Genomic DNA, 19,690 nt, shown 5'->3' on the forward strand with positions numbered 1-19,690 from the left:
GTGTCATCTTCGCTTTGGTTGCAGTGTTTGCAACAGCTTCAAGAAGAGTTACCAGCTACAGAATTCAGTATGTGGGTTCGTCCGTTACAAGCGGAGCTCAATGACAATACTCTAACTCTATTTGCTCCGAACCGATTCGTACTCGATTGGGTTCGTGATAAGTACTTAAATAGCATCAACCGCTTGCTGCAAGAATATTGCGGTAACGATATCCCACATCTGCATTTTGAAGTGGGAAGCAAGCGTGTGGTTGCACCAAAGCCAGCGACACCAGCACCGATTCGTACACGTACGGCAGCCGATGTGGCCGCTGAGTCATCTGCTCCTGCACAATTGCAAGCTCGTAAGCCTGTTCACAACACGTGGCGTGATGAAGAGCCTGTAGCTGTGGACATTAACCACCGTTCAAACGTGAACCCTAAGCATAAGTTCAATAACTTTGTTGAGGGTAAGTCGAACCAACTGGGTTTGGCAGCAGCACGTCAGGTGGCGGATAACCCAGGCGCGGCGTACAATCCTCTATTTCTATACGGTGGCACCGGTCTAGGTAAAACTCACTTGTTGCACGCCGTAGGTAACGCCATTGTCGATGGCAAGCCAAATGCGAAAGTGGTGTACATGCACTCTGAGCGTTTTGTTCAGGACATGGTAAAAGCACTGCAAAACAACGCGATCGAAGAATTCAAACGCTACTACCGTAGTGTTGATGCATTGCTTATCGATGACATCCAATTCTTTGCTAATAAAGAGCGTTCGCAAGAAGAGTTCTTCCATACCTTTAATGCGCTGCTTGAAGGCAATCAACAGATCATCTTAACTTCTGACCGTTATCCAAAAGAGATCAACGGCGTAGAAGATCGTCTTAAATCTCGCTTCGGTTGGGGTTTGACGGTAGCGATTGAGCCACCAGAGCTTGAGACGCGTGTTGCGATCTTAATGAAGAAAGCAGAAGACCACCAAATTCACCTTGCGGATGAAGTGGCGTTCTTTATTGCTAAGCGTCTACGCTCAAACGTTCGTGAGCTTGAAGGCGCATTGAACCGTGTGATTGCGAATGCCAACTTCACAGGTCGCCCGATCACGATCGATTTCGTACGTGAAGCACTGCGTGACCTTCTTGCACTGCAAGAAAAGCTAGTCACCATTGATAACATTCAAAAGACAGTGGCTGAGTACTACAAAATCAAAGTAGCCGATCTCCTGTCTAAACGTCGTTCTCGTTCTGTTGCTCGTCCACGTCAATTGGCGATGGCACTGGCGAAAGAACTGACTAACCACAGCTTGCCTGAGATTGGTGATGCATTTGGTGGCCGTGACCACACGACCGTACTGCACGCTTGTCGTAAGATTGCTCAGTTGCGTGAAGAGAGCCACGACATTAAAGAAGATTATTCGAACTTGATTCGTACCCTTTCTTCTTAATACACAGTATTCTTAACCTTAATAAGCAGAATCTTGGCCACGCACTATGATGCGTGCCATTTAGACCGTAAGAGCAAGATATGAAATTTACCATTGAACGTAGTCATCTGATTAAGCCATTACAACAAGTGTCTGGCGCGCTAGGTGGCAGGCCAACGCTTCCAATTCTAGGAAACCTACTGATTAAAGTAGAAGATAACGTGTTGTCGATGACAGCAACGGATCTAGAAGTTGAACTGATCAGCCGTGTAACGCTTGAAGGTGATTTCGAAGCGGGCAGCATCACGGTGCCTTCTCGTAAATTCCTAGATATCTGTCGTGGTTTACCTGATAGCTCAGTCATCACTGTGGTATTGGATGGCGACCGTGTTCAAGTACGCTCTGGTCGTAGCCGTTTCTCATTGGCAACCTTGCCTGCGGCTGATTTCCCAAATATTGAAGATTGGAGCAGTGAAGTTGAAGTGTCTGTGACACAAGCTGAGCTACGCGGTCTTATTGAAAAAACTCAATTCTCAATGGCGAACCAAGACGTTCGTTACTACCTCAACGGTATGTTATTTGAGATTGAAGGTTCTATTCTGCGCAGCGTAGCGACCGATGGTCACCGTATGGCGGTATCTCAAGCACAGCTAGGTGCCGATTTTTCTCAAAAGCAGATCATTGTTCCTCGTAAGGGTGTTCAAGAGCTAGTGAAGCTATTAGATGCACCTGAACAACCGGTAACGCTGCAAATTGGTAACTCAAACGTACGTGCTGAAGTGAACAACTATGTCTTTACTTCTAAGTTAGTTGATGGTCGTTTCCCAGATTATCGCCGCGTAATGCCGCAAAATACCACTAAAACGCTAGAAGCGGGTTGTGATGAATTACGTTCTGCATTCTCTCGTGCTGCGATTCTTTCGAATGAAAAATTCCGTGGTGTTCGCGTTAACCTTGCTGATAGCGAGATGCGTATTACTGCGAACAACCCAGAGCAAGAAGAAGCGGAAGAGATGCTAGACGTTACCTTCGACGGTGATGCGCTAGAGATTGGTTTCAACGTAAGCTACGTATTGGATGTTCTGAACACTCTGCGTTGCGAACAGGTTCGTATCTCAATGTCAGACGCGAATGCGAGTGCTTTGATTGAAAATGCACAAGATGACAGCGCAATGTACGTTGTTATGCCAATTCGCTTATAAGCGTTGTTTGTGAATCAACCATGTTTACTGATCAACAACGTTTACCTACCGAGTCGTGATTGAAGATTAATATGAAGACGTTATGCCTTTATCGCGCTTAATCGTTAAGCAGTTTAGAAATATTGAAGCCTGTGACATTCAACCGTCATCAGGCTTTAACTTCCTTATAGGGGCTAACGGAAGCGGCAAAACCAGTGTCCTTGAAGCGGTGTATCTGCTCGGACACGGTCGCTCATTCAAGAGTTCACTAACCGGTCGTATCATACAAAACGAGTGTAGTGAGCTGTTTGTACATGGCCGTTTTATGACCTCGGATCAATTTGAGCTGCCAATTGGCATTAATAAGCAGCGTGATGGCACGACAGAGGTTAAAATAAGCGGTCAAACTGGGCAAAAGTTGGCTCAGTTAGCTCAAGTCTTACCTTTGCAGTTGATTCACCCCGAAGGGTTTGATTTACTGACAGATGGACCTAAGCATCGCCGAGCATTCATTGATTGGGGAGTCTTCCACAGTGAGTCGGGTTTTTATGATGCTTGGGGTAGGGTTAAGCGCCTCAATAAACAGCGAAACGCATTATTGAAAACGGCAACCCACTATCGAGAGCTGAGCTATTGGGATCAAGAACTGGCCCGTTTGGCAGAAAGCATCAGTCAGTGGCGTGCCACCTACGTTGATCAGCTTAAAGAAGTCGCCGAAGAAATCTGCGCGACCTTCCTACCTGAGTTTGAGATAAAGATTAACTACTATCGTGGCTGGGATAAAGACACCCCATACGCCGAGATATTAGAAAAGAATTTTGAAAGGGATCAGCAGCTTGGTTACACCTTTAGTGGGCCAAACAAAGCGGATCTAAAGATAAAAGTGAACGGCACTCCTGTGGAAGATGTCTTGTCACGAGGTCAATTGAAGTTGATGGTGTGTGCATTGCGAGTAGCGCAAGGGCAACACCTCACTCAAATGACAGGAAAGCAGTGTATCTATTTAATAGATGACTTCGCTTCCGAATTAGATAGCCAACGCCGCGCACGTCTTGCTGAGTGCTTAAAGGCGACCGAGGCTCAAGTTTTTGTAAGCTCTATTACCGCTGATCAGATTGCAGATATGCATGACGAAAATAGCAGGATGTTTCATGTGGAACATGGCAAAATAGAGCAAGGATAATTAGTCAGAGAGTAACTATGTCAGATAATTACGATTCATCGAGTATTAAAGTACTGAAGGGTCTGGATGCGGTTCGTAAGCGTCCTGGAATGTACATTGGCGACACGGATGATGGTACCGGTCTGCACCACATGGTCTTCGAGGTAGTAGATAACTCTATTGATGAAGCACTTGCTGGTCACTGTAATGACATCATTGTTACTATCCATGAAGACAATTCAGTATCGGTACGCGATGACGGCCGTGGTATTCCAACTGAACTACACCCAGAAGAGCAAGTGTCTGCTGCTGAAGTAATCATGACGGTTCTTCACGCTGGTGGTAAGTTCGATGATAACTCATACAAGGTATCAGGTGGCTTGCACGGTGTTGGTGTTTCAGTAGTAAATGCACTGTCTAAGCAGGTTACTCTTACTATCCACCGCGGTGGTAAAATCCATACTCAAACGTATCACCACGGTGAGCCGCAAGCTCCTCTTGCTGCTATCGGCGATACAGACAAAACAGGTACAGAGATTCGTTTCTGGCCAAGTGAAGATACATTCTCAAATGTACTTTTCCACTACGATATTCTTGCTAAGCGTCTACGTGAACTGTCGTTCCTAAACTCTGGCGTATCTATCAAGCTAATTGATGAGCGTGAAGAAGATAAATCGGATCACTTCATGTTTGAAGGTGGTATTCAGGCGTTCGTTGATCACCTAAACACCAACAAGACTCCTATCATCCAAAAAATCTTCCACTTCGACCACGAACGTGAAGATGGCATCACTGTAGAAGTCGCGATGCAGTGGAATGATGGTTACCAAGAAAACATCTACTGTTTCACAAACAACATTCCTCAACGTGATGGTGGTACTCACCTTGCTGGTTTCCGTGCTGCGCTTACGCGTACTCTGAACAGCTTCATGGACAAGGAAGGCTTCTCTAAGAAAGCGAAGACAGCGACTTCAGGTGATGATGCTCGTGAAGGTCTAACCGCTGTAATCTCAGTGAAAGTGCCGGATCCTAAGTTCTCAAGCCAAACTAAAGACAAACTGGTTTCTTCTGAAGTGAAGTCTGCGGTTGAGCAAGCGATGGGTGAGAAACTGTCTGAGTTCCTAATTGAGAACCCGGGCGAAGCTAAGATTGTTTGTTCTAAGATTATCGATGCAGCACGTGCTCGTGATGCAGCTCGTAAAGCGCGTGAAATGACTCGTCGTAAAGGCGCTTTAGACCTAGCTGGCCTTCCAGGTAAGCTTGCTGACTGTCAGGAAAAAGATCCTGCACTGTCTGAATTATACATTGTGGAAGGGGACTCTGCTGGCGGATCAGCTAAGCAGGGGCGTAACCGTAAGAACCAAGCGATTCTTCCACTTAAAGGTAAGATCCTAAACGTAGAGAAAGCACGTTTCGACAAGATGCTTTCTTCACAAGAAGTTGCAACGTTAATCACAGCTCTTGGTTGTGGTATCGGCCGCGACGAATACAACCCAGACAAACTGCGTTACCACAACATCATCATCATGACCGATGCCGATGTCGATGGTTCGCACATTCGTACGCTACTGCTGACCTTCTTCTACCGTCAAATGCCAGAGCTAATCGAACGTGGTTACATCTACATCGCTCAGCCACCACTTTACAAAGTGAAGAAAGGTAAGCAAGAGCAGTACATCAAAGATGAAGATGCAATGAACCAGTACCAAGTATCATTGGCACTAGACAACGCTGCTCTACACGTTAACCCTGATGCACCAGCATTGGCAGGTGAAGCGCTAGAGAAGCTTGTTCAGCAATACAACTCTGGTATCAAACTGGTTGAGCGCATGAGCCGTCGTTACCCACATGCACTTATGCATGAAATGATCTACATGCCTCGTCTAACTGCAGAGCAGTGTCACGATGAGTCAGCAGTAGAAACTTGGGGTAAGCAGCTGGTTGAGCAACTAAACGCGAAAGAGGTTGGTGCAAGCCAGTACTCTCTAGAAGTTGAAAAACATGAAGAGCTAGGTCTAAGCCTACCTAAGATTGTGGTTCGTACTCACGGTGTGACACACGAACATGCGCTAAGCATTGAGCTATTCAACTCGAAAGAATACGGCAAGCTAGCAAGCCTATCAGAAGCACTAGACGGTCTTATCGAAGAAGGCGCTTACATCAAACGTGGTGAGCGTACTCAAGCGGTAACGAACTTCGTTGAAGCTCTGAACTGGTTGGTTAAAGAGTCTCGTCGTGGTCTAAGCCTACAGCGATACAAAGGTCTAGGTGAGATGAACCCAGATCAGCTTTGGGAAACCACAATGGATCCTGAAACTCGTCGTATGATGCAAGTAACGATCGAAGATGCGGTTGGCGCTGACCAACTGTTCACGACGCTAATGGGTGACCAAGTTGAGCCTCGTCGTAACTTCATCGAAGAGAATGCACTTAAAGTAGCAAACCTAGACGTTTAGTATCTTTGATACTTCGCTCTTTCGCTTAATTTCTGTGTCAGAGGTGCTCACATACATTCGTATGCTCCGCGCCTCTTCCTTGAACTAAAACGAAATAGCTTCGTCTCAAAAAACTAAATATCTTATTGAAAAGACTGCCCGAAATGGCGGTCTTTTTTGTTTTTAAGTGATTGAAAAATAATGGAATAGAAAAATATTTAAAAATAATCCCTTGAAACTGTTTTGCTCAATCCACATATCTATTTATGAAGAGGATGACTGTCTTGCTCTACAAGAGAAGAAACAGAACCTTCATTACCGCTGACGAAGTATCGCTCAACAGAGGATAACTTTCGCAGCACACAACTTAAAAATTGATTCAATGTCATGTCCCAGTGTTGTCGCCAATAGAGGTGAAACCCGAGGAATGCGAATTGAATCTCTTAGCTGTTTACTGGATCACACACAGGTTCGATCTAAGTAAAATTCACGGCTAAGACTATTGCTTACTAAAAGGATAGCATTATGAGAACTGTAGATTTCACTCCACTTTACCGCAACGCAATCGGCTTCGATCGTCTATTCAACATGATGGAAGCGAACACATCGAAGAACTCTTCTGGCGGTTACCCTCCATACAACATCGAGCAAAAAGACGAGAACAACTACCGTATTACTATGGCCGTTGCTGGTTTTGCTGATGACCAATTAGATCTTACTCAGAAAGAGAACATGCTAATTGTTAAAGGTGAGCGTAAGGCAGAAGCAGAGAAAACCTTCGTATACCAAGGTATCGCAGAGCGTGATTTCGAACGTAAATTCCAATTGGCAGACTACGTAAAAGTGGTAGGCGCAAGCATGGAAAATGGTCTTCTCCACATCGACCTAGAACGCGAAATCCCAGAAGCGATGCAACCACGTAAGATTGCTATCAACGGTAATAGCCTACTAGAAGGTTAATTACTGTTAGCTCCTTAGAGCTAAGAATTATCGGGAAGTAAAAGTGGAAGAGCACCTCATGAGGTGCTCTTTTTGTATTTGGTCTACGGTAAGCTAAAAGCTCTGATTACTGCTCTGAGTAAGCCTTTTTCACTTCTTCAGCAATGATTGCAATACCTTTTTGCATCGCTTCATCGTCTTGTACGTAGTTCATACGTAGGCACTGGTGAGCATGATCCCACTCGTCTTCTTGACCTATAAAGAAGTATTCACCTGGAACAATCAGTACGCCGCGAGCTTTTAAGCGGTCATACAGTTCCATTGTCGTGATAGGCAATTCATCAAACCATAACCACAAGAAGATAGCGCCTTCAGGTTTGTGGATACGAAAACGTGGGTCGTCGATAGCGTCTTGTAGCAGTTCAACGGCGCGCAAAGACTTCTCTTTGTAGAAAGGTTTAATCACTTCGCTGCTTAAGCGCAGTAAGTCACCGTTCTCAATCATGTGGTTGGCAATAGCAGGCCCAACACTGCTTGGCGCTAAGCTGATGATGCCATTCATGTTGGTTAGCGCTTGAGTTACCTCTTCGCTCGCAATTACGATGCCGCAACGCACACCCGGTAAACCAAGCTTAGACAGGCTCATACACAGAATCGTGTTTTCATTCCAGAACGGTTCCACATCTTCAAAGATGATGTTTGGAAATGGTAAGCCGTAAGCGTTATCGATCAGTAGCGGGATGTTGTTTTCACGCGCGAGTTTGTCCAACTTACGCACTTCTTCATCGGTCAGTACATTACCCGTAGGGTTGGTTGGGCGAGACGCACAGATAGCAGCGACTGAGTCATCCACTTTTAGCTGTTCGAAATCGACATGGTATTTGAACTGGCGGTTTTCTAGCAGCTCGATCTCCGGGTGGTAAGAGATAAAGATGTCGTCATCAATCCCTGCGTCACCATAGCCGATGTATTCAGGTGCTATCGGCAGCAAGATTTTCTTATGTGAACCATCAGGCTGCTGGCCAGCTAGTAGGTTGAATAGGTAGAAGAAGCCGCTTTGACTGCCGTTAGTTAGGCTGATGTTCTTCTCGCTGATGTCCCAACCATAAGTCTCTTTTAGCATCGCAGCTAATGACTTAATGAAGCTGTCTTTACCCTGAGGACCGTCGTAGTTGGCGAGGGCGGCGATGAGTTCTCCACTGGCGAGCATGTCGGCACTGGCTTGGTTAAAGTAATCGAGCATGGCTGGGATAGCGGCTGGGTTGCCACCACCGAGCATGATAGCGCCTGGAGTGCGCAGACCATCATTCAAATCATCCATTAAACGAGTGATTCCAGAGTATCGATTAAACTTTTCACCAAACTTAGAGAACTGCATTACTTATTTTACCTAATTCATTGTGATTGCTTGTTATGTGTCAGTAAGGCAGACCTTATGCCTGCCATCAGTGTATTCCTTGAACATACCGCAATGTTTTTGTGACGCATAGCGCCAAATGCTCTAACACGGAAAAAACTTCTATAAAGTTTGGCTAATGAGTAACAGCTTGCTTATTGAACGCGCTTTGGGTGATCAAAAAAAGGAAGCCGAAGCTTCCCCTTTGATTAATTCGTTTGAGAACCGTGCGTGTTTACTTCGAACCGGTATACACAACCAACACCTTGTCATCTTGGTATTGGCGTTCGAAGGCGTAGTAGCCCTTGCTGTTGCGGATGATGTGCTTACCTTGCGCGATGGCAGGGTGGCGTTGGCGGAATTGGCTAAGCGCTTGCCAGTGTTCTAACAACTCTGCACGTTCACCGGTGATTTGATCCCATGGCATATCCGAGCGAGTGCCTTGCATTGGATCGGATCCGGTTGGGCCAAAGTCACGGGCGATTTCATCGCCGTAATAGATCTGTACCGCGCCCGGAGCAAGCATTAATGCATTCGCGGCTTTGGTTTGTTTAGCAAAGTCACTGCCGTGTTGTGTCCAGAATAGCGAGGTATCGTGAGACGATAGGTAACTCAACACGTTGAACTCGCTGTCAGTGTTGATCTTCTCTGCGTAGCGGAGGTAATCAGCATCGAGATCGGATAGGCATTTTAGCGCTTTAGGGGCGATGTCGCTCTGGAATTCAAAGTTGATGATCGAATCAAAGCCGTTAGTGAAGTAATCGGATTTAACCACGCTGTGTGCCCATACTTCACCTGTCATCCAAAATGGCAGGTCATCCAAGGCTTTATCTGGGTTATTTTGCTTCCATTCTGCAAGCGCTTGATTGGTGCTCTCCTTCAATTCAGCCCAAGCGTCCAGTTCAACGTGCTTAGCGGTATCCACCCTAAAGCCATCAACGCCGTATTCGCGCACCCAGTCAGACAACCAAGTGATCAGATGTTCACGAGGCGTTTTAAGTTCATCGGTCGCGCTGGTGGACTTGTTGCGATAAAAGTTCGGAAGCCCAGTGGTTTCTGTCGATTCTGTTTTGAAATCAGGCAGATGCGCTAAAGACATGGTCAGGTTGTTGTAACCCGGAGAGTCATAAGCGCCGATATCGCTGCGTAGCCAAGCTTTACCCCACCATTTCTCCCACGCTTCTTTATCGCTATATGAAATGTAGTTATTGAAGTAGTGCCAGTTCTGCCCTTTAGCGGGTTGCCAGTCTGTCCAGTTGTCGCCAAGTGTTCTTGTTGCTTCTTCATCAGTGAGGTTGAGCTTACCAAAGTCGAACTCTTGCATGTCGGCAAGGGTAGCGTAGCCAGTGTGGTTCATTACCACATCCCACACCACACGAATGCCTTTGCTATGCGCGGTATCGATGAAGGTTCTCAGCTCGTCTTCGGTACCCATGTTGTCATCAAGCTTGGTCCAATCTTGGTGGTAGTAACCATGGTAGCCATAATGCTTGAAATCACCTCTGTCACCACCGCCAACCCAGCCGTGGATCTGTTCTAAGGGAGATGTTATCCAGATGGCGTTAGCACCGAGTGACTCAATGTAATCGAGCTTCTCGGTTAAGCCTGCTAGGTCACCGCCGTGGAAGGTGCCTATTTCATCTTGTCCGTCTTGGCTGCGACCGTAACTGTTGTCGTTGTCAGGGTTACCGTTATGGAAGCGGTCGGTCATCACGAAGTAAACCGTGGCGTTATCCCAACTAAATTCAGCTTTGGTTTCGGGCTCAACCTTTTCTAGCAACAAGACACCTTGGCTATTTTCTGCTGGCTGCATGGTGACGCTGCCATTAGTTACTGTGACTTGTTTGCCTGAAAGAGCGTCTCTAACCACGGTGCCATCATCAAAGGTTTGAGCAACGTCGATGGTGGTTGGCTCGTCACTAGGAACCGGACAAGCAAAGCTTTGTACTTGTTGTTGCTTCGGCTTTATCTGAACCGTCAGCTCATTGGTTTGTGGGTTGAGCGTAAACTGATAGGTGTTAGCGCGAAAGACCTTGATATCTAATTCAGACTTCTCGGCGCAGTCATCTAGGCGAAGGGGTTTATTGAATTTGATACGGTTTTCTTCAGCCAGCGCATAGTTGGGGCCACAGGTATTTTGAGTATCGCTGATAGAGAAAGTATAGCTACCTTTAGCGAGTTCCTGTTCAGCAATAACAGTGCCTTTTCCTGTCGATTCAAATACGACAGTGTTGTCATCAATCGTCAGCAATAAGCTGTCATCACTGGTTTGGCTGCATGCGCTGAGTGCGAGTATTGAAAGTGCGAGTACTGTTTTTTTCATTGTTCCCTTCCCCTGAATAAACAGGTCAGTTATAGCAAACAATACCCTCTACAGTCTGAGCGCTGATTCATTCAGATAATCAATAACACCTCTACAAACAAATGCTTGGTTCACAAAAACAAAAAGGGAAGCTTTCGCTTCCCTTTGGGTGTTTACCTTTGGTTACTCTGAGTTGGACTTAGAGCAACTGTCTCACTCGTGCTTATTTTTGCAGTAGAGAGATGTCAGCAATCTGTAGGAACAGGTTACGTAGGTTGTTCAGCAGCGTTAGACGGTTCTTCTTAAGCGCTTCGTCATCAGCCATAACCATTACGTTATCGAAGAATGCATCAACCGGTTCACGTAGGTCAGCAAGCTTGCTTAGGGCTTCTTGGTAGTTGCCTGTCGCGAATGCTGGTTCTAGTGCTTCAGTCATTACTTCAACGTTTTCAGCCAGTGCTTTCTCTGCATCTTCTTGAAGAAGCGTTAGGTCGATTTCAGCTGGTAGCTCGCCATCGAATTTCGCAAGGATATTACCTACACGCTTGTTCGCTGCTGCTAGTGCTTCTGCTGCTTCCAGTTCACGGAAGTGAGAAACCGCTTTAACACGTTGGTCAAAGTCAGCTGGCTTAGTTGGACGACGTGCTAGTACCGCTTGGATGATATCAACGCTGAAACCAGCATCTTGGTACCATGCGCGGAAACGACCTAGCATGAAGTCGATAACGTCAGCTTCTACGTTGTCGTTAGTCAGCTTGTCGCCTAGTAGCTCTTTCGCTTTACCGATCAGATCCGTTAGGTCTAGGTTGTAGCCGTTTTCAACGATGATACGTAGCACACCTAGTGATGCACGACGTAGCGCGAATGGGTCAGAACCTTTTGGTGCTTGGCCAATACCGAAGATACCTACGATAGTGTCTAGCTTGTCTGCCATTGCAACTGCAGAAGAGATACCCGTGCTTGGTAGGTCGTCACCAGCGAAACGAGGCATGTACTGCTCGTAAAGTGCTAGTGCAACTTGCTCGTCTTCACCATCGTGAGTTGCGTAGTGCATGCCCATTACACCTTGTGTATCCGTGAATTCGAATACCATAGATGTCATTAGGTCACACTTAGCCAGTAGGCCTGCGCGCTTAGATTTTTCAACGTCAGCATCGATTTGCTCAGCGATGTAGCCAGCAAGTTCTGTGATGCGGTCTGTTTTGTCTTTGATAGTACCAAGCTGCTTCTGGAAGATAGCTTGGTCTAGCTCAGGAAGACGGTCGATCAGAGGACGCTTACGGTCTGTGTTGAAGAAGAACTCAGCATCAGCAAGACGTGGACGTACAACTTTCTCGTTACCTTCGATAACGTGACGAGGCTCTTTAGACTCGATGTTTGATACGAAGATAAAGTTAGGAAGTAGCTTCTTGTTTTCGTCGCCTTCTCCATATGAATAGACGGGGAAGTATTTTTGGTCACCTTTCATGGTGTAAACCAAAGCTTCAGAAGGTACTTTTAGGAACTCTTCTTCAAACTTCGCTGTAAGTACTACTGGCCATTCAACCAGAGACGTTACTTCTTCAACAAGGTCATCTTCTAGGTCAGCTTTACCGCCAACTGCTGCTGCCGCTTTTTGAGAGTCAGCAAGGATGATCGCTTTACGCGCTTCGTAATCCGCCATTACTTTACCGCGCTCTTCTAGGATCGCAGGGTATTGGTCAGCAGAATCGATTGTGAACTCTTGCTCGCCCATGAAACGGTGGCCACGGATAGTACGAGCAGATGCTACGCCTAGGATTTCGCCTTCAACAAGCTCATTACCTAGTAGTACTGTCAGTGTTTTCACTGGACGGATAAATTGAATATCTGAGTTACCCCAGCGCATTGCTTTAGGAATTGGTAGACCAGCTAGTGCTTTCGCAGCGATGTCCATCACCAATTCTTGAACAGGTTTGCCAGCCACTTCTTGTTTGAAAAGAAGCCACTCGCCTTTGTCTGTTTTCAGACGGTCAGCTTGCTCAACAGTGATACCGTTACCACGAGCCCAACCTTGTGCTGCTTTAGTCGCGTTGCCTTCTGCATCGAATGCGACAGAAATTGCAGGACCACGTTTTTCAACAACTTTGTCCGCTTGGCCTTCAGCCAGTGCTGTCACTTTAAGTGCTAGACGACGAGGTGCTGCGTACCACTTGATGCCTTCGTGAGAAAGCTCAGCTGTTTTAAGGCCTGCTTCAAAGTTAGAAGCAAATGCTTCTGCTAGAGAACGAAGTGCTGTTGGTGGAAGCTCTTCCGTACCCAGTTCAATTAGAAAATTCTTCGCCATGATTATTTGTCCTCGTTCTTTGCTACAGATCGGCACATTGGGAAGCCAAGCGCTTCACGTGACGCGTAGTACGCCTCAGCAACTGATTTAGTCAGGTTGCGGATACGAAGGATGTAACGTTGACGCTCTGTTACAGAGATAGCTTTGCGCGCATCAAGGATGTTGAATGCGTGACCTGCTTTTAGAATGCGCTCGTAAGCTGGAAGCGGAAGTGGCTTCTCAAGCTCAAGTAGCTCTTTACACTCTTTTTCGCACTGATCGAAGAAAGTGAATAGGAAATCTACGTCTGCGTGCTCGAAGTTGTACGTTGATTGTTCAACTTCGTTTTGGTGGAAGATGTCACCGTAAGTCACGTTAGAACCGTCTGGTGCTACGTTCCATACTAGGTCGTAAACAGAATCTACTTCCTGGATGTACATTGCTAGACGCTCGATACCGTAAGTGATCTCGCCAGTTACTGGCTTACACTCAAGGCCGCCAACCTGTTGGAAGTAAGTAAACTGAGTTACTTCCATGCCGTTTAGCCATACTTCCCAACCAAGGCCCCATGCGCCTAGTGTTGGGTTTTCCCAGTTATCTTCAACGAAGCGAATGTCGTGAACAAGTGGGTCAACACCAAGAACCTCTAGTGAGCCTAGGTACAACTCTTGGATATTGTCTGGCGATGGTTTTAGCGCTACTTGGAATTGGTAGTAGTGCTGCAGACGGTTAGGGTTTTCACCGTAACGGCCATCAGTAGGACGACGTGAAGGTTGTACGTAAGCTGTAGACATTGGCTCTGGGCCAAGTGCTCGTAGACATGTCATTGGGTGAGAGGTGCCTGCACCAACTTCCATATCTAGAGGTTGAACAATGGTACAACCGTTTTGAGCCCAGTAATCCTGCAGCGCGAGGATCATTCCCTGGAAGGTTTTGATATCGTATTTTTGCATAGTCAGGTTCGCGCGATTCTTTTAAATGAATGAGAAAAATAACCTCTGAGTATACCGAGATATTGGTAAAGCGAGTAGGGGTAATCTTGTTTAATTAGTGGTCTAAAATGTCGTTTAGTGGATTTTTTTGCCTTTAATGTTTGTTTTTCGGCACAAGTGGATATTTTGATAACTTTGACACTTGTGTTTGAAAGCGTGGGTGATTAAAATCTCGCGGTCTTTGGGGAGTAGCTTACTTATTCATATCCTATTGAATGAGTTCGTCCGTCAACATAATTGATGCAAAATCATCATGGCGTTCGAGGCAACCACCACCTTGGTGGCGCTTAGCAAGACCTTAGACAAGCATCGTGAACCGGGATGGGGCGCGAGGTTTGTCTTTGGTTAAATATAATAATCTCCGTCCCAAATGAGCATGTCGTGAGCGTTTTAGCAATTTCAATTACAACTGTCGCCTTAGCCGAGATCGGTGATAAGACTCAGTTGCTATCTCTTTTATTAGCCAGTCGATATCGCAAGCCGATACCTATCATCGCAGCTATCTTCTTTGCCACCATTGCCAATCATGCCCTTGCAGCATGGCTCGGGGTCGTGGTTGCTGATTATCTTTCACCTGAAGTATTAAAGTGGGTGCTGGTGGTCAGTTTCATTGCGATGGCTGGCTGGATTTTGATTCCCGATAAGTTAGATGACGATGAACAGATCTCAAACCGAGGACCGTTTGTCGCCAGTTTTATCGCTTTCTTTATTGCTGAGATCGGCGATAAAACCCAAATTGCGACCTCTATCCTAGGGGCTCAATATGCGGATGCATTAGCGTGGGTGATTCTGGGTACAACCATTGGTATGTTGCTGGCAAATGTGCCAGTGGTGATCATCGGTAAGCTGTCTGCTGATAAGATGCCTCTTGATCTGATTCGTAAGATCACAGCCTTGTTATTCGTGGGTTTAGCTATCGCTGCGGCTTTCTATTGATAGGTGGTATTGAGTCTTATTATACTCAATCAGTAGAGTAATGTGTTGTAGGTCATACTCTTACAGTATTGTGGGGTTTATCGAGCGAACGGACATATAACTGTCATACTTGTCATGATATTTTAATCTTGTGAGTTAAGAACACGAGGGCATGATTATGTTGACGCGTTATATGGGTATTACTCCACAAAGCCAAAGTTATCTATTTACCTTTGGTCTTGCACTTACATTATTAGGCATGGTGTTGACGGACATGTGGCTGCCAATGGTCGCGGGTGCCATCATCATGACTGCGCTTGCGGTAGAGGCTTGGATTCGGGTCGCGCATATTATTCCGATGCGCAAAGATATCCGAGAAATTCAGCATCAGCTGGAGCATCTGCAAAACAAGTCTAGAAGCGAATAAACAAAAAGCCGCTGGTACTCTGAGTTCTGTTTAAGAACATAAGGTACCAGCGGCTTTTTTGATACTTGATAGTCGGTGGGGCGCTACGCCTCCAATCCCTTTCTGATCAAATACTGGTAAGGCAACGTTTCTGTTGCTTGGCCTACCAACTGGTGATCCATGAATCGACAAAAGCTCGGAATATCTCGAGTTGTCGAAGGGTCGTCAGCTTTTACCAGTAACACATCGCCATCCTGCATGTTTCTAATTGTCTTCCTGACCATCATTACTGGCTCTGGGCAACGCAGGCCTTCAGCTTCTAAAGTATGGGTTGCCAGTTCAGGTTTGAATGTCATGGTTTGTATCTCTATATCTATCTAACGAGTGAATAATACGTCTGCAGAAAAAATATGCAATAAGTGCTTGGCAAACAGAATCATTTCCTATAACTTAGTTAACAAGTTGATAACAAATTAAAACAAAGGCAACTAGCTAAGGAGTGGCGATGTTGACAGGATTAGATAGATTAACAATTTATTCGGTTCTCTGTTTTATTTCTTTTTGTGCGTTAGTACTACGCTCATCGACAGAGACCTCACTGATGCCAATCTTTGGCATAGTAGCAACGATTATTGGTATTTGGGTAGAGATGCGCCGTTGGCAAGGTATAGCCGAGGAGCAAGAGCACTAACCCGGATACAACAAGCAAATTCCGATACGACAACATTCCGACACTATCCCCAGATTTTCTTGGGCTTCCCCGCGTAATTGCGGGATTTTTTTTATCTAAAGCATGCTATAAACAACTTAGTGACCAATGATAATTGTATACAGCTAGGTAAGTGGCGTGGAATTAGAAGACATCTATCGTAGAGACCTGAATTTATTGGTCGCTTTAAAGGTATTGATTGAAGAGGGCAGCGTTAGCCAGGCTGCGATTCGTCTTAATTTAAGCCAGTCGGCAACCAGCCGAGTGTTAGGGCGCTTAAGAGAGTTACTCAACGATCCCTTGTTTACACGTCAAGGTCAGCACCTTATCCCCACCAAAAAAGCACTTGAGATCAGCCAGCGTATTGATCAGCCTTTAGAATCATTCCGTCAGTTACTTAGCCCGAGTGATTTCGATCCTTACTATTGCAGTGAGCGCTTTTTGATTGCGACCACTGACTACGCGATGCAAACCATCTTACCTTATGCACTGCCGAAGATTTATGAGCAAGCTCCGAACATATCTCTGGAGTTTGCACCGCTGCAGCATGAGCATTTGTTTAAGCAGCTCAGCACCGAACGTGTTGATATGGCGATTTGCCGCCCAAGTGGTAGCGTCGCACCACTTCATCAAGAGGTTCTAGGGCCGGTGGGTGTGTCGTGCTTGCTATCTAAGAATCACCCTTTGGCTGACAGTTCGTTGAGCCTCGAGGATTATGTCTCTTTGCCTCACGCGATGATCGCGATCAGTGATGGTGTTAAGGCTCTATTGGATAACGCCTTAGCCAATCAACAACCTCGTAAAATGGTACTGCGCGCGTACCACCTTGAAGCCGCATTGGCGATCGTCGATAGAATGCCGCTCGTGATTACTGTGCCTGCAGATCTTGCTTACTTGGTTGCAGAGCGATATGACTTGGTCGTTAAACCGCTGCCATTTGAGTTTATGCCGTTTGATTACTCGCTGATCTGGCACTCACGCTGCGACTCTTCTGCTTCGCAACAGTGGTTAAGAAGAGTGGTCAAAGAAGAGTGTGGTGAATTAATTCAAAAGCGAATTGCGGACGTAGGTTTGGGCTAAGGTTTGTATTGAATAGCAAATAGCAAAAAGGGCTGATAATGATCAGCCCTTTTGTTTTTTGCATGTAGCTTTTAGAGTGCTAGCGATTACAGCTTGATAACTACGCGACCAGTGATTTGACCGTTAGTGATGTCTTCTGCTGCTTGAATCGCGCCATCTAGAGATACTTCTTTGGTTGCTTGAGCGTAGAAAGATTCTGGTAGTAGCTCAGCCAGTTGTTCCCACGCTTTAATGCGTTTTTCACGAGGGCACATTACTGAGTCCACACCTTGCAGGCGAACGTTACGCAGAATGAATGGCATTACCGTTGTTGGTAAATCAAAGCCGCCAGCTAGGCCACATATTGCTACCGCACCGTTGTAATCAATTTGCGCCAATACTTTCGCAAGTACTTTGCTGCCTACCGTATCGATAGCACCAGCCCACAGTTGTTTCTCAAGTGGTTTTGCTGGTTCTTCTAGTTCTGCACGTTCAACAATGCGTGTCGCGCCTAGTGATTTAAGTAATTCACCGTTTGAAGAAGCTCGGCCAGTAACCGCTGCTACTTTGTAACCCAGTTGGTTCAATAGAGTGATAGATACGCTACCTACACCGCCACTTGCACCTGTTACAAGGATTTCACCGTCTTCAGGTTTGATACCAGCATCTACGATAGCTTGCACACAAAGCATTGCTGTGAAACCAGCTGTACCAATCGCCATTACTTTTTTAGCGTCTAGACCTGCAGGCATAGGCACTAACCAGTCACCGTTTAGGCTTGCTTTCTCAGCCATGCCACCCCAATGACCTTCACCAACACCCCAGCCCGTTAGAACAACTTCGTCGCCCGCTTTGTATCGTGGGTCATCAGATTGTGAAACCACACCAGAAAGGTCGATACCAGGAACCATAGGGAAGTTGCGAACAATGCGGCCTTTACCTGTAATCGCCAAACCATCTTTGTAGTTCAAAGAAGAGTAGCTCACATCGATCTTCACGTTACCTTCTGGTAGTTGAGACTCTTCAATTTGAGAAACTGATGCGATAGTTTTTTTGTCTTCTTGGTTTAGTACAAGTGCTTTAAACATGATCTGCTCCGTAGGAGGAATATTAGGAAACTGAAGTAACTTTAGTTGAATCATCCGAGAAAAAATAATGAAACATCAACATTGAATCTATGCGTTTTATGCATACATATCGTTGGGTGCTTTTCTCTGATGAGGCTTGCTGAACTAATCTGTATGTTACTTGATAGCCAGATATAAAAAGTGCAGCTATATAAAGATAGCTGCACATAAGATTACCCGACAAGTTTTACAACTAAAGAGCGCTAAGGGCGTTCAAATACCGTTGCAATACCTTGGCCTAAACCAATACACATGGTTGCTAAGCCGTATTTCACGTCTTGTGCTTCCATTAGGTTGATGAGGGTTGTAGAGATACGAGAACCAGAACAACCTAGTGGGTGGCCCAATGCAATTGCACCGCCATTAAGGTTTACTTTCTCGTCAACCACATCCAGTAGACCTAGGTCTTTAGCACATGGTAGAGATTGAGCAGCGAATGCTTCGTTTAGCTCAACCACACCCATGTCTTCAATCGTTAAACCAGCACGCTTAAGTGCTTTCTTGGTTGCTGGCACTGGGCCGTAACCCATGATTGAAGGATCGCAGCCTGCGATAGCCATAGACTTAACGCGAGCACGAATCTTAAGGCCAAGCGCGTTGGCTTTCTCTTCACTCATGATCAACATTGCTGATGCACCATCAGACAGAGCTGATGACGTGCCTGCTGTTACCGTGCCGTTGGCAGGGTCAAATACAGGGCGCAACTGAGATAGGCCTTCAACCGTGGTTTCTGGGCGAATCACTTCATCGTAATCCAGAGTAAACAGTGAACCGTCGGCAGCGTGACCTTCTGTCGGTAGAATTTCGTTTTTGAAACGACCTTCAACCGTTGCAGCTTGTGCACGAGCATGTGAACGTGCAGCGAATGCATCTTGGTCTTCACGGCTAATACCATGCAGTTTGCCAAGCATTTCTGCTGTTAGGCCCATCATACCTGCCGCTTTTGCCACGTTCTTTGACATCCCAGGGTGGAAATCAACGCCGTGTGTCATTGGTACATGACCCATGTGTTCCACACCACCAATTAGGCAGATTTCCGCATCACCAACCATGATTGAGCGTGTTGCATCATGCAGAGCTTGCATAGATGAACCACATAAACGGTTAACTGTGACAGCACCAATTTCAATCGGTAGACCAGCCAGTAGAGCAGCGTTACGTGCGACGTTGAAGCCTTGCTCTAGGGTTTGTTGTACACAACCCCAGTAGATATCTTCAATCTCTGAAGGGTTAACTTCTGGGTTACGTTCTAAAATGCCTTTCATCAAATGTGCAGACAGATCTTCAGCACGAGTGTGACGGTAAGCTCCACCTTTGGAACGTCCCATTGGGGTGCGAAGGCAATCAACAACAACTACATTATTCATTTTGCTATTCCTTTT

General features: G+C 46.0%; 16 protein-coding genes. 9 read left to right on the forward strand and 7 right to left on the reverse strand.

Annotation, left to right across the window (positions count from 1 at the left end; translation table 11 throughout):
- The 5 genes from dnaA to L0992_00025 all read left to right on the forward strand — a co-directional run bounded on the left by dnaA (window position 1) and on the right by L0992_00025 (window position 7,139).
- Window positions 1–1,422, forward strand: coding sequence for a chromosomal replication initiator protein DnaA (dnaA, locus tag L0992_00005; GenBank protein ID XGB67165.1), 1,422 nt, complete (start codon window positions 1–3; stop codon window positions 1,420–1,422).
- A gap of 80 nt (window positions 1,423–1,502) precedes the next feature.
- Window positions 1,503–2,603 (forward strand): DNA polymerase III subunit beta, encoded by a 1,101-nt coding sequence (gene dnaN / locus L0992_00010; GenBank protein XGB67166.1) that lies wholly within the window; start codon window positions 1,503–1,505, stop codon window positions 2,601–2,603.
- An 82-nt stretch (window positions 2,604–2,685) separates the two neighbouring features.
- Window positions 2,686–3,765 carry a DNA replication/repair protein RecF gene (gene recF / locus L0992_00015; GenBank protein ID XGB67167.1) on the forward strand — a complete coding sequence of 360 codons (1,080 nt, stop codon included), beginning with the start codon at window positions 2,686–2,688 and terminating at the stop codon, window positions 3,763–3,765.
- Window positions 3,766–3,782: 17 nt separating this feature from the next.
- On the forward strand, window positions 3,783–6,200 hold the full coding sequence (gyrB, locus tag L0992_00020) for a DNA topoisomerase (ATP-hydrolyzing) subunit B (GenBank protein XGB67168.1): 2,418 nt from the start codon (window positions 3,783–3,785) through the stop codon (window positions 6,198–6,200).
- A gap of 504 nt (window positions 6,201–6,704) precedes the next feature.
- The gene (locus L0992_00025) at window positions 6,705–7,139 is read left to right on the forward strand and encodes an Hsp20 family protein (GenBank protein ID XGB67169.1); all 435 of its coding nucleotides are present in this window, start codon (window positions 6,705–6,707) and stop codon (window positions 7,137–7,139) included.
- A gap of 106 nt (window positions 7,140–7,245) precedes the next feature.
- Here L0992_00025 and L0992_00030 read toward each other — a convergent pair whose 3' ends face one another.
- The 4 genes from L0992_00030 to glyQ all read right to left on the reverse strand — a co-directional run bounded on the left by L0992_00030 (window position 7,246) and on the right by glyQ (window position 14,053).
- Window positions 7,246–8,496 carry a valine--pyruvate transaminase gene (locus L0992_00030; protein XGB67170.1) on the reverse strand — a complete coding sequence of 417 codons (1,251 nt, stop codon included), beginning with the start codon at window positions 8,494–8,496 and terminating at the stop codon, window positions 7,246–7,248.
- Between the two features lie 253 nt (window positions 8,497–8,749).
- Window positions 8,750–10,837: an alpha-amylase gene (locus tag L0992_00035; GenBank protein ID XGB67171.1), complete on the reverse strand. Its 2,088-nt coding sequence runs from the start codon at window positions 10,835–10,837 to the stop codon at window positions 8,750–8,752.
- 202 nt (window positions 10,838–11,039) lie between these two features.
- On the reverse strand, window positions 11,040–13,121 hold the full coding sequence (gene glyS, locus L0992_00040) for a glycine--tRNA ligase subunit beta (protein ID XGB67172.1): 2,082 nt from the start codon (window positions 13,119–13,121) through the stop codon (window positions 11,040–11,042).
- A 2-nt stretch (window positions 13,122–13,123) separates the two neighbouring features.
- A complete protein-coding gene (gene glyQ / locus L0992_00045) occupies window positions 13,124–14,053 on the reverse strand; it encodes a glycine--tRNA ligase subunit alpha (protein ID XGB67173.1) in 930 nt (309 codons plus the stop codon).
- A 420-nt stretch (window positions 14,054–14,473) separates the two neighbouring features.
- Here glyQ and L0992_00050 point away from each other — a divergent pair, with 420 nt between their 5' ends.
- Together L0992_00050 and L0992_00055 are read left to right on the forward strand one after the other, a co-directional pair.
- The gene (locus L0992_00050; protein ID XGB67174.1) at window positions 14,474–15,028 is read left to right on the forward strand and encodes a TMEM165/GDT1 family protein; all 555 of its coding nucleotides are present in this window, start codon (window positions 14,474–14,476) and stop codon (window positions 15,026–15,028) included.
- Window positions 15,029–15,179: 151 nt separating this feature from the next.
- Window positions 15,180–15,434 carry a hypothetical protein gene (locus L0992_00055; GenBank protein ID XGB67175.1) on the forward strand — a complete coding sequence of 85 codons (255 nt, stop codon included), beginning with the start codon at window positions 15,180–15,182 and terminating at the stop codon, window positions 15,432–15,434.
- An 83-nt stretch (window positions 15,435–15,517) separates the two neighbouring features.
- Here L0992_00055 and tusA read toward each other — a convergent pair whose 3' ends face one another.
- Window positions 15,518–15,769, reverse strand: coding sequence for a sulfurtransferase TusA (tusA, locus tag L0992_00060; protein ID XGB67176.1), 252 nt, complete (start codon window positions 15,767–15,769; stop codon window positions 15,518–15,520).
- Window positions 15,770–15,918: 149 nt separating this feature from the next.
- Here tusA and L0992_00065 point away from each other — a divergent pair, with 149 nt between their 5' ends.
- Both L0992_00065 and L0992_00070 read left to right on the forward strand, forming a co-directional pair.
- The gene (locus L0992_00065; GenBank protein ID XGB67177.1) at window positions 15,919–16,104 is read left to right on the forward strand and encodes a hypothetical protein; all 186 of its coding nucleotides are present in this window, start codon (window positions 15,919–15,921) and stop codon (window positions 16,102–16,104) included.
- Window positions 16,105–16,260: 156 nt separating this feature from the next.
- A complete protein-coding gene (locus L0992_00070) occupies window positions 16,261–17,202 on the forward strand; it encodes a LysR family transcriptional regulator (GenBank protein XGB67178.1) in 942 nt (313 codons plus the stop codon).
- Window positions 17,203–17,288: 86 nt separating this feature from the next.
- On the opposite strand, the gene L0992_00075 is transcribed toward L0992_00070, so the two are convergent.
- Together L0992_00075 and fadA are read right to left on the reverse strand one after the other, a co-directional pair.
- Complete coding sequence (locus tag L0992_00075; protein ID XGB67179.1) at window positions 17,289–18,269, reverse strand: oxidoreductase; 981 nt, start codon at window positions 18,267–18,269, stop codon at window positions 17,289–17,291.
- Window positions 18,270–18,511: 242 nt separating this feature from the next.
- Complete coding sequence (gene fadA / locus L0992_00080; GenBank protein XGB67180.1) at window positions 18,512–19,675, reverse strand: acetyl-CoA C-acyltransferase FadA; 1,164 nt, start codon at window positions 19,673–19,675, stop codon at window positions 18,512–18,514.
- Window positions 19,676–19,690 lie beyond the last annotated feature (15 nt).

This window comes from Vibrio pomeroyi, from assembly GCA_041879425.1.
GTDB lineage: Bacteria > Pseudomonadota > Gammaproteobacteria > Enterobacterales > Vibrionaceae > Vibrio > Vibrio pomeroyi_A.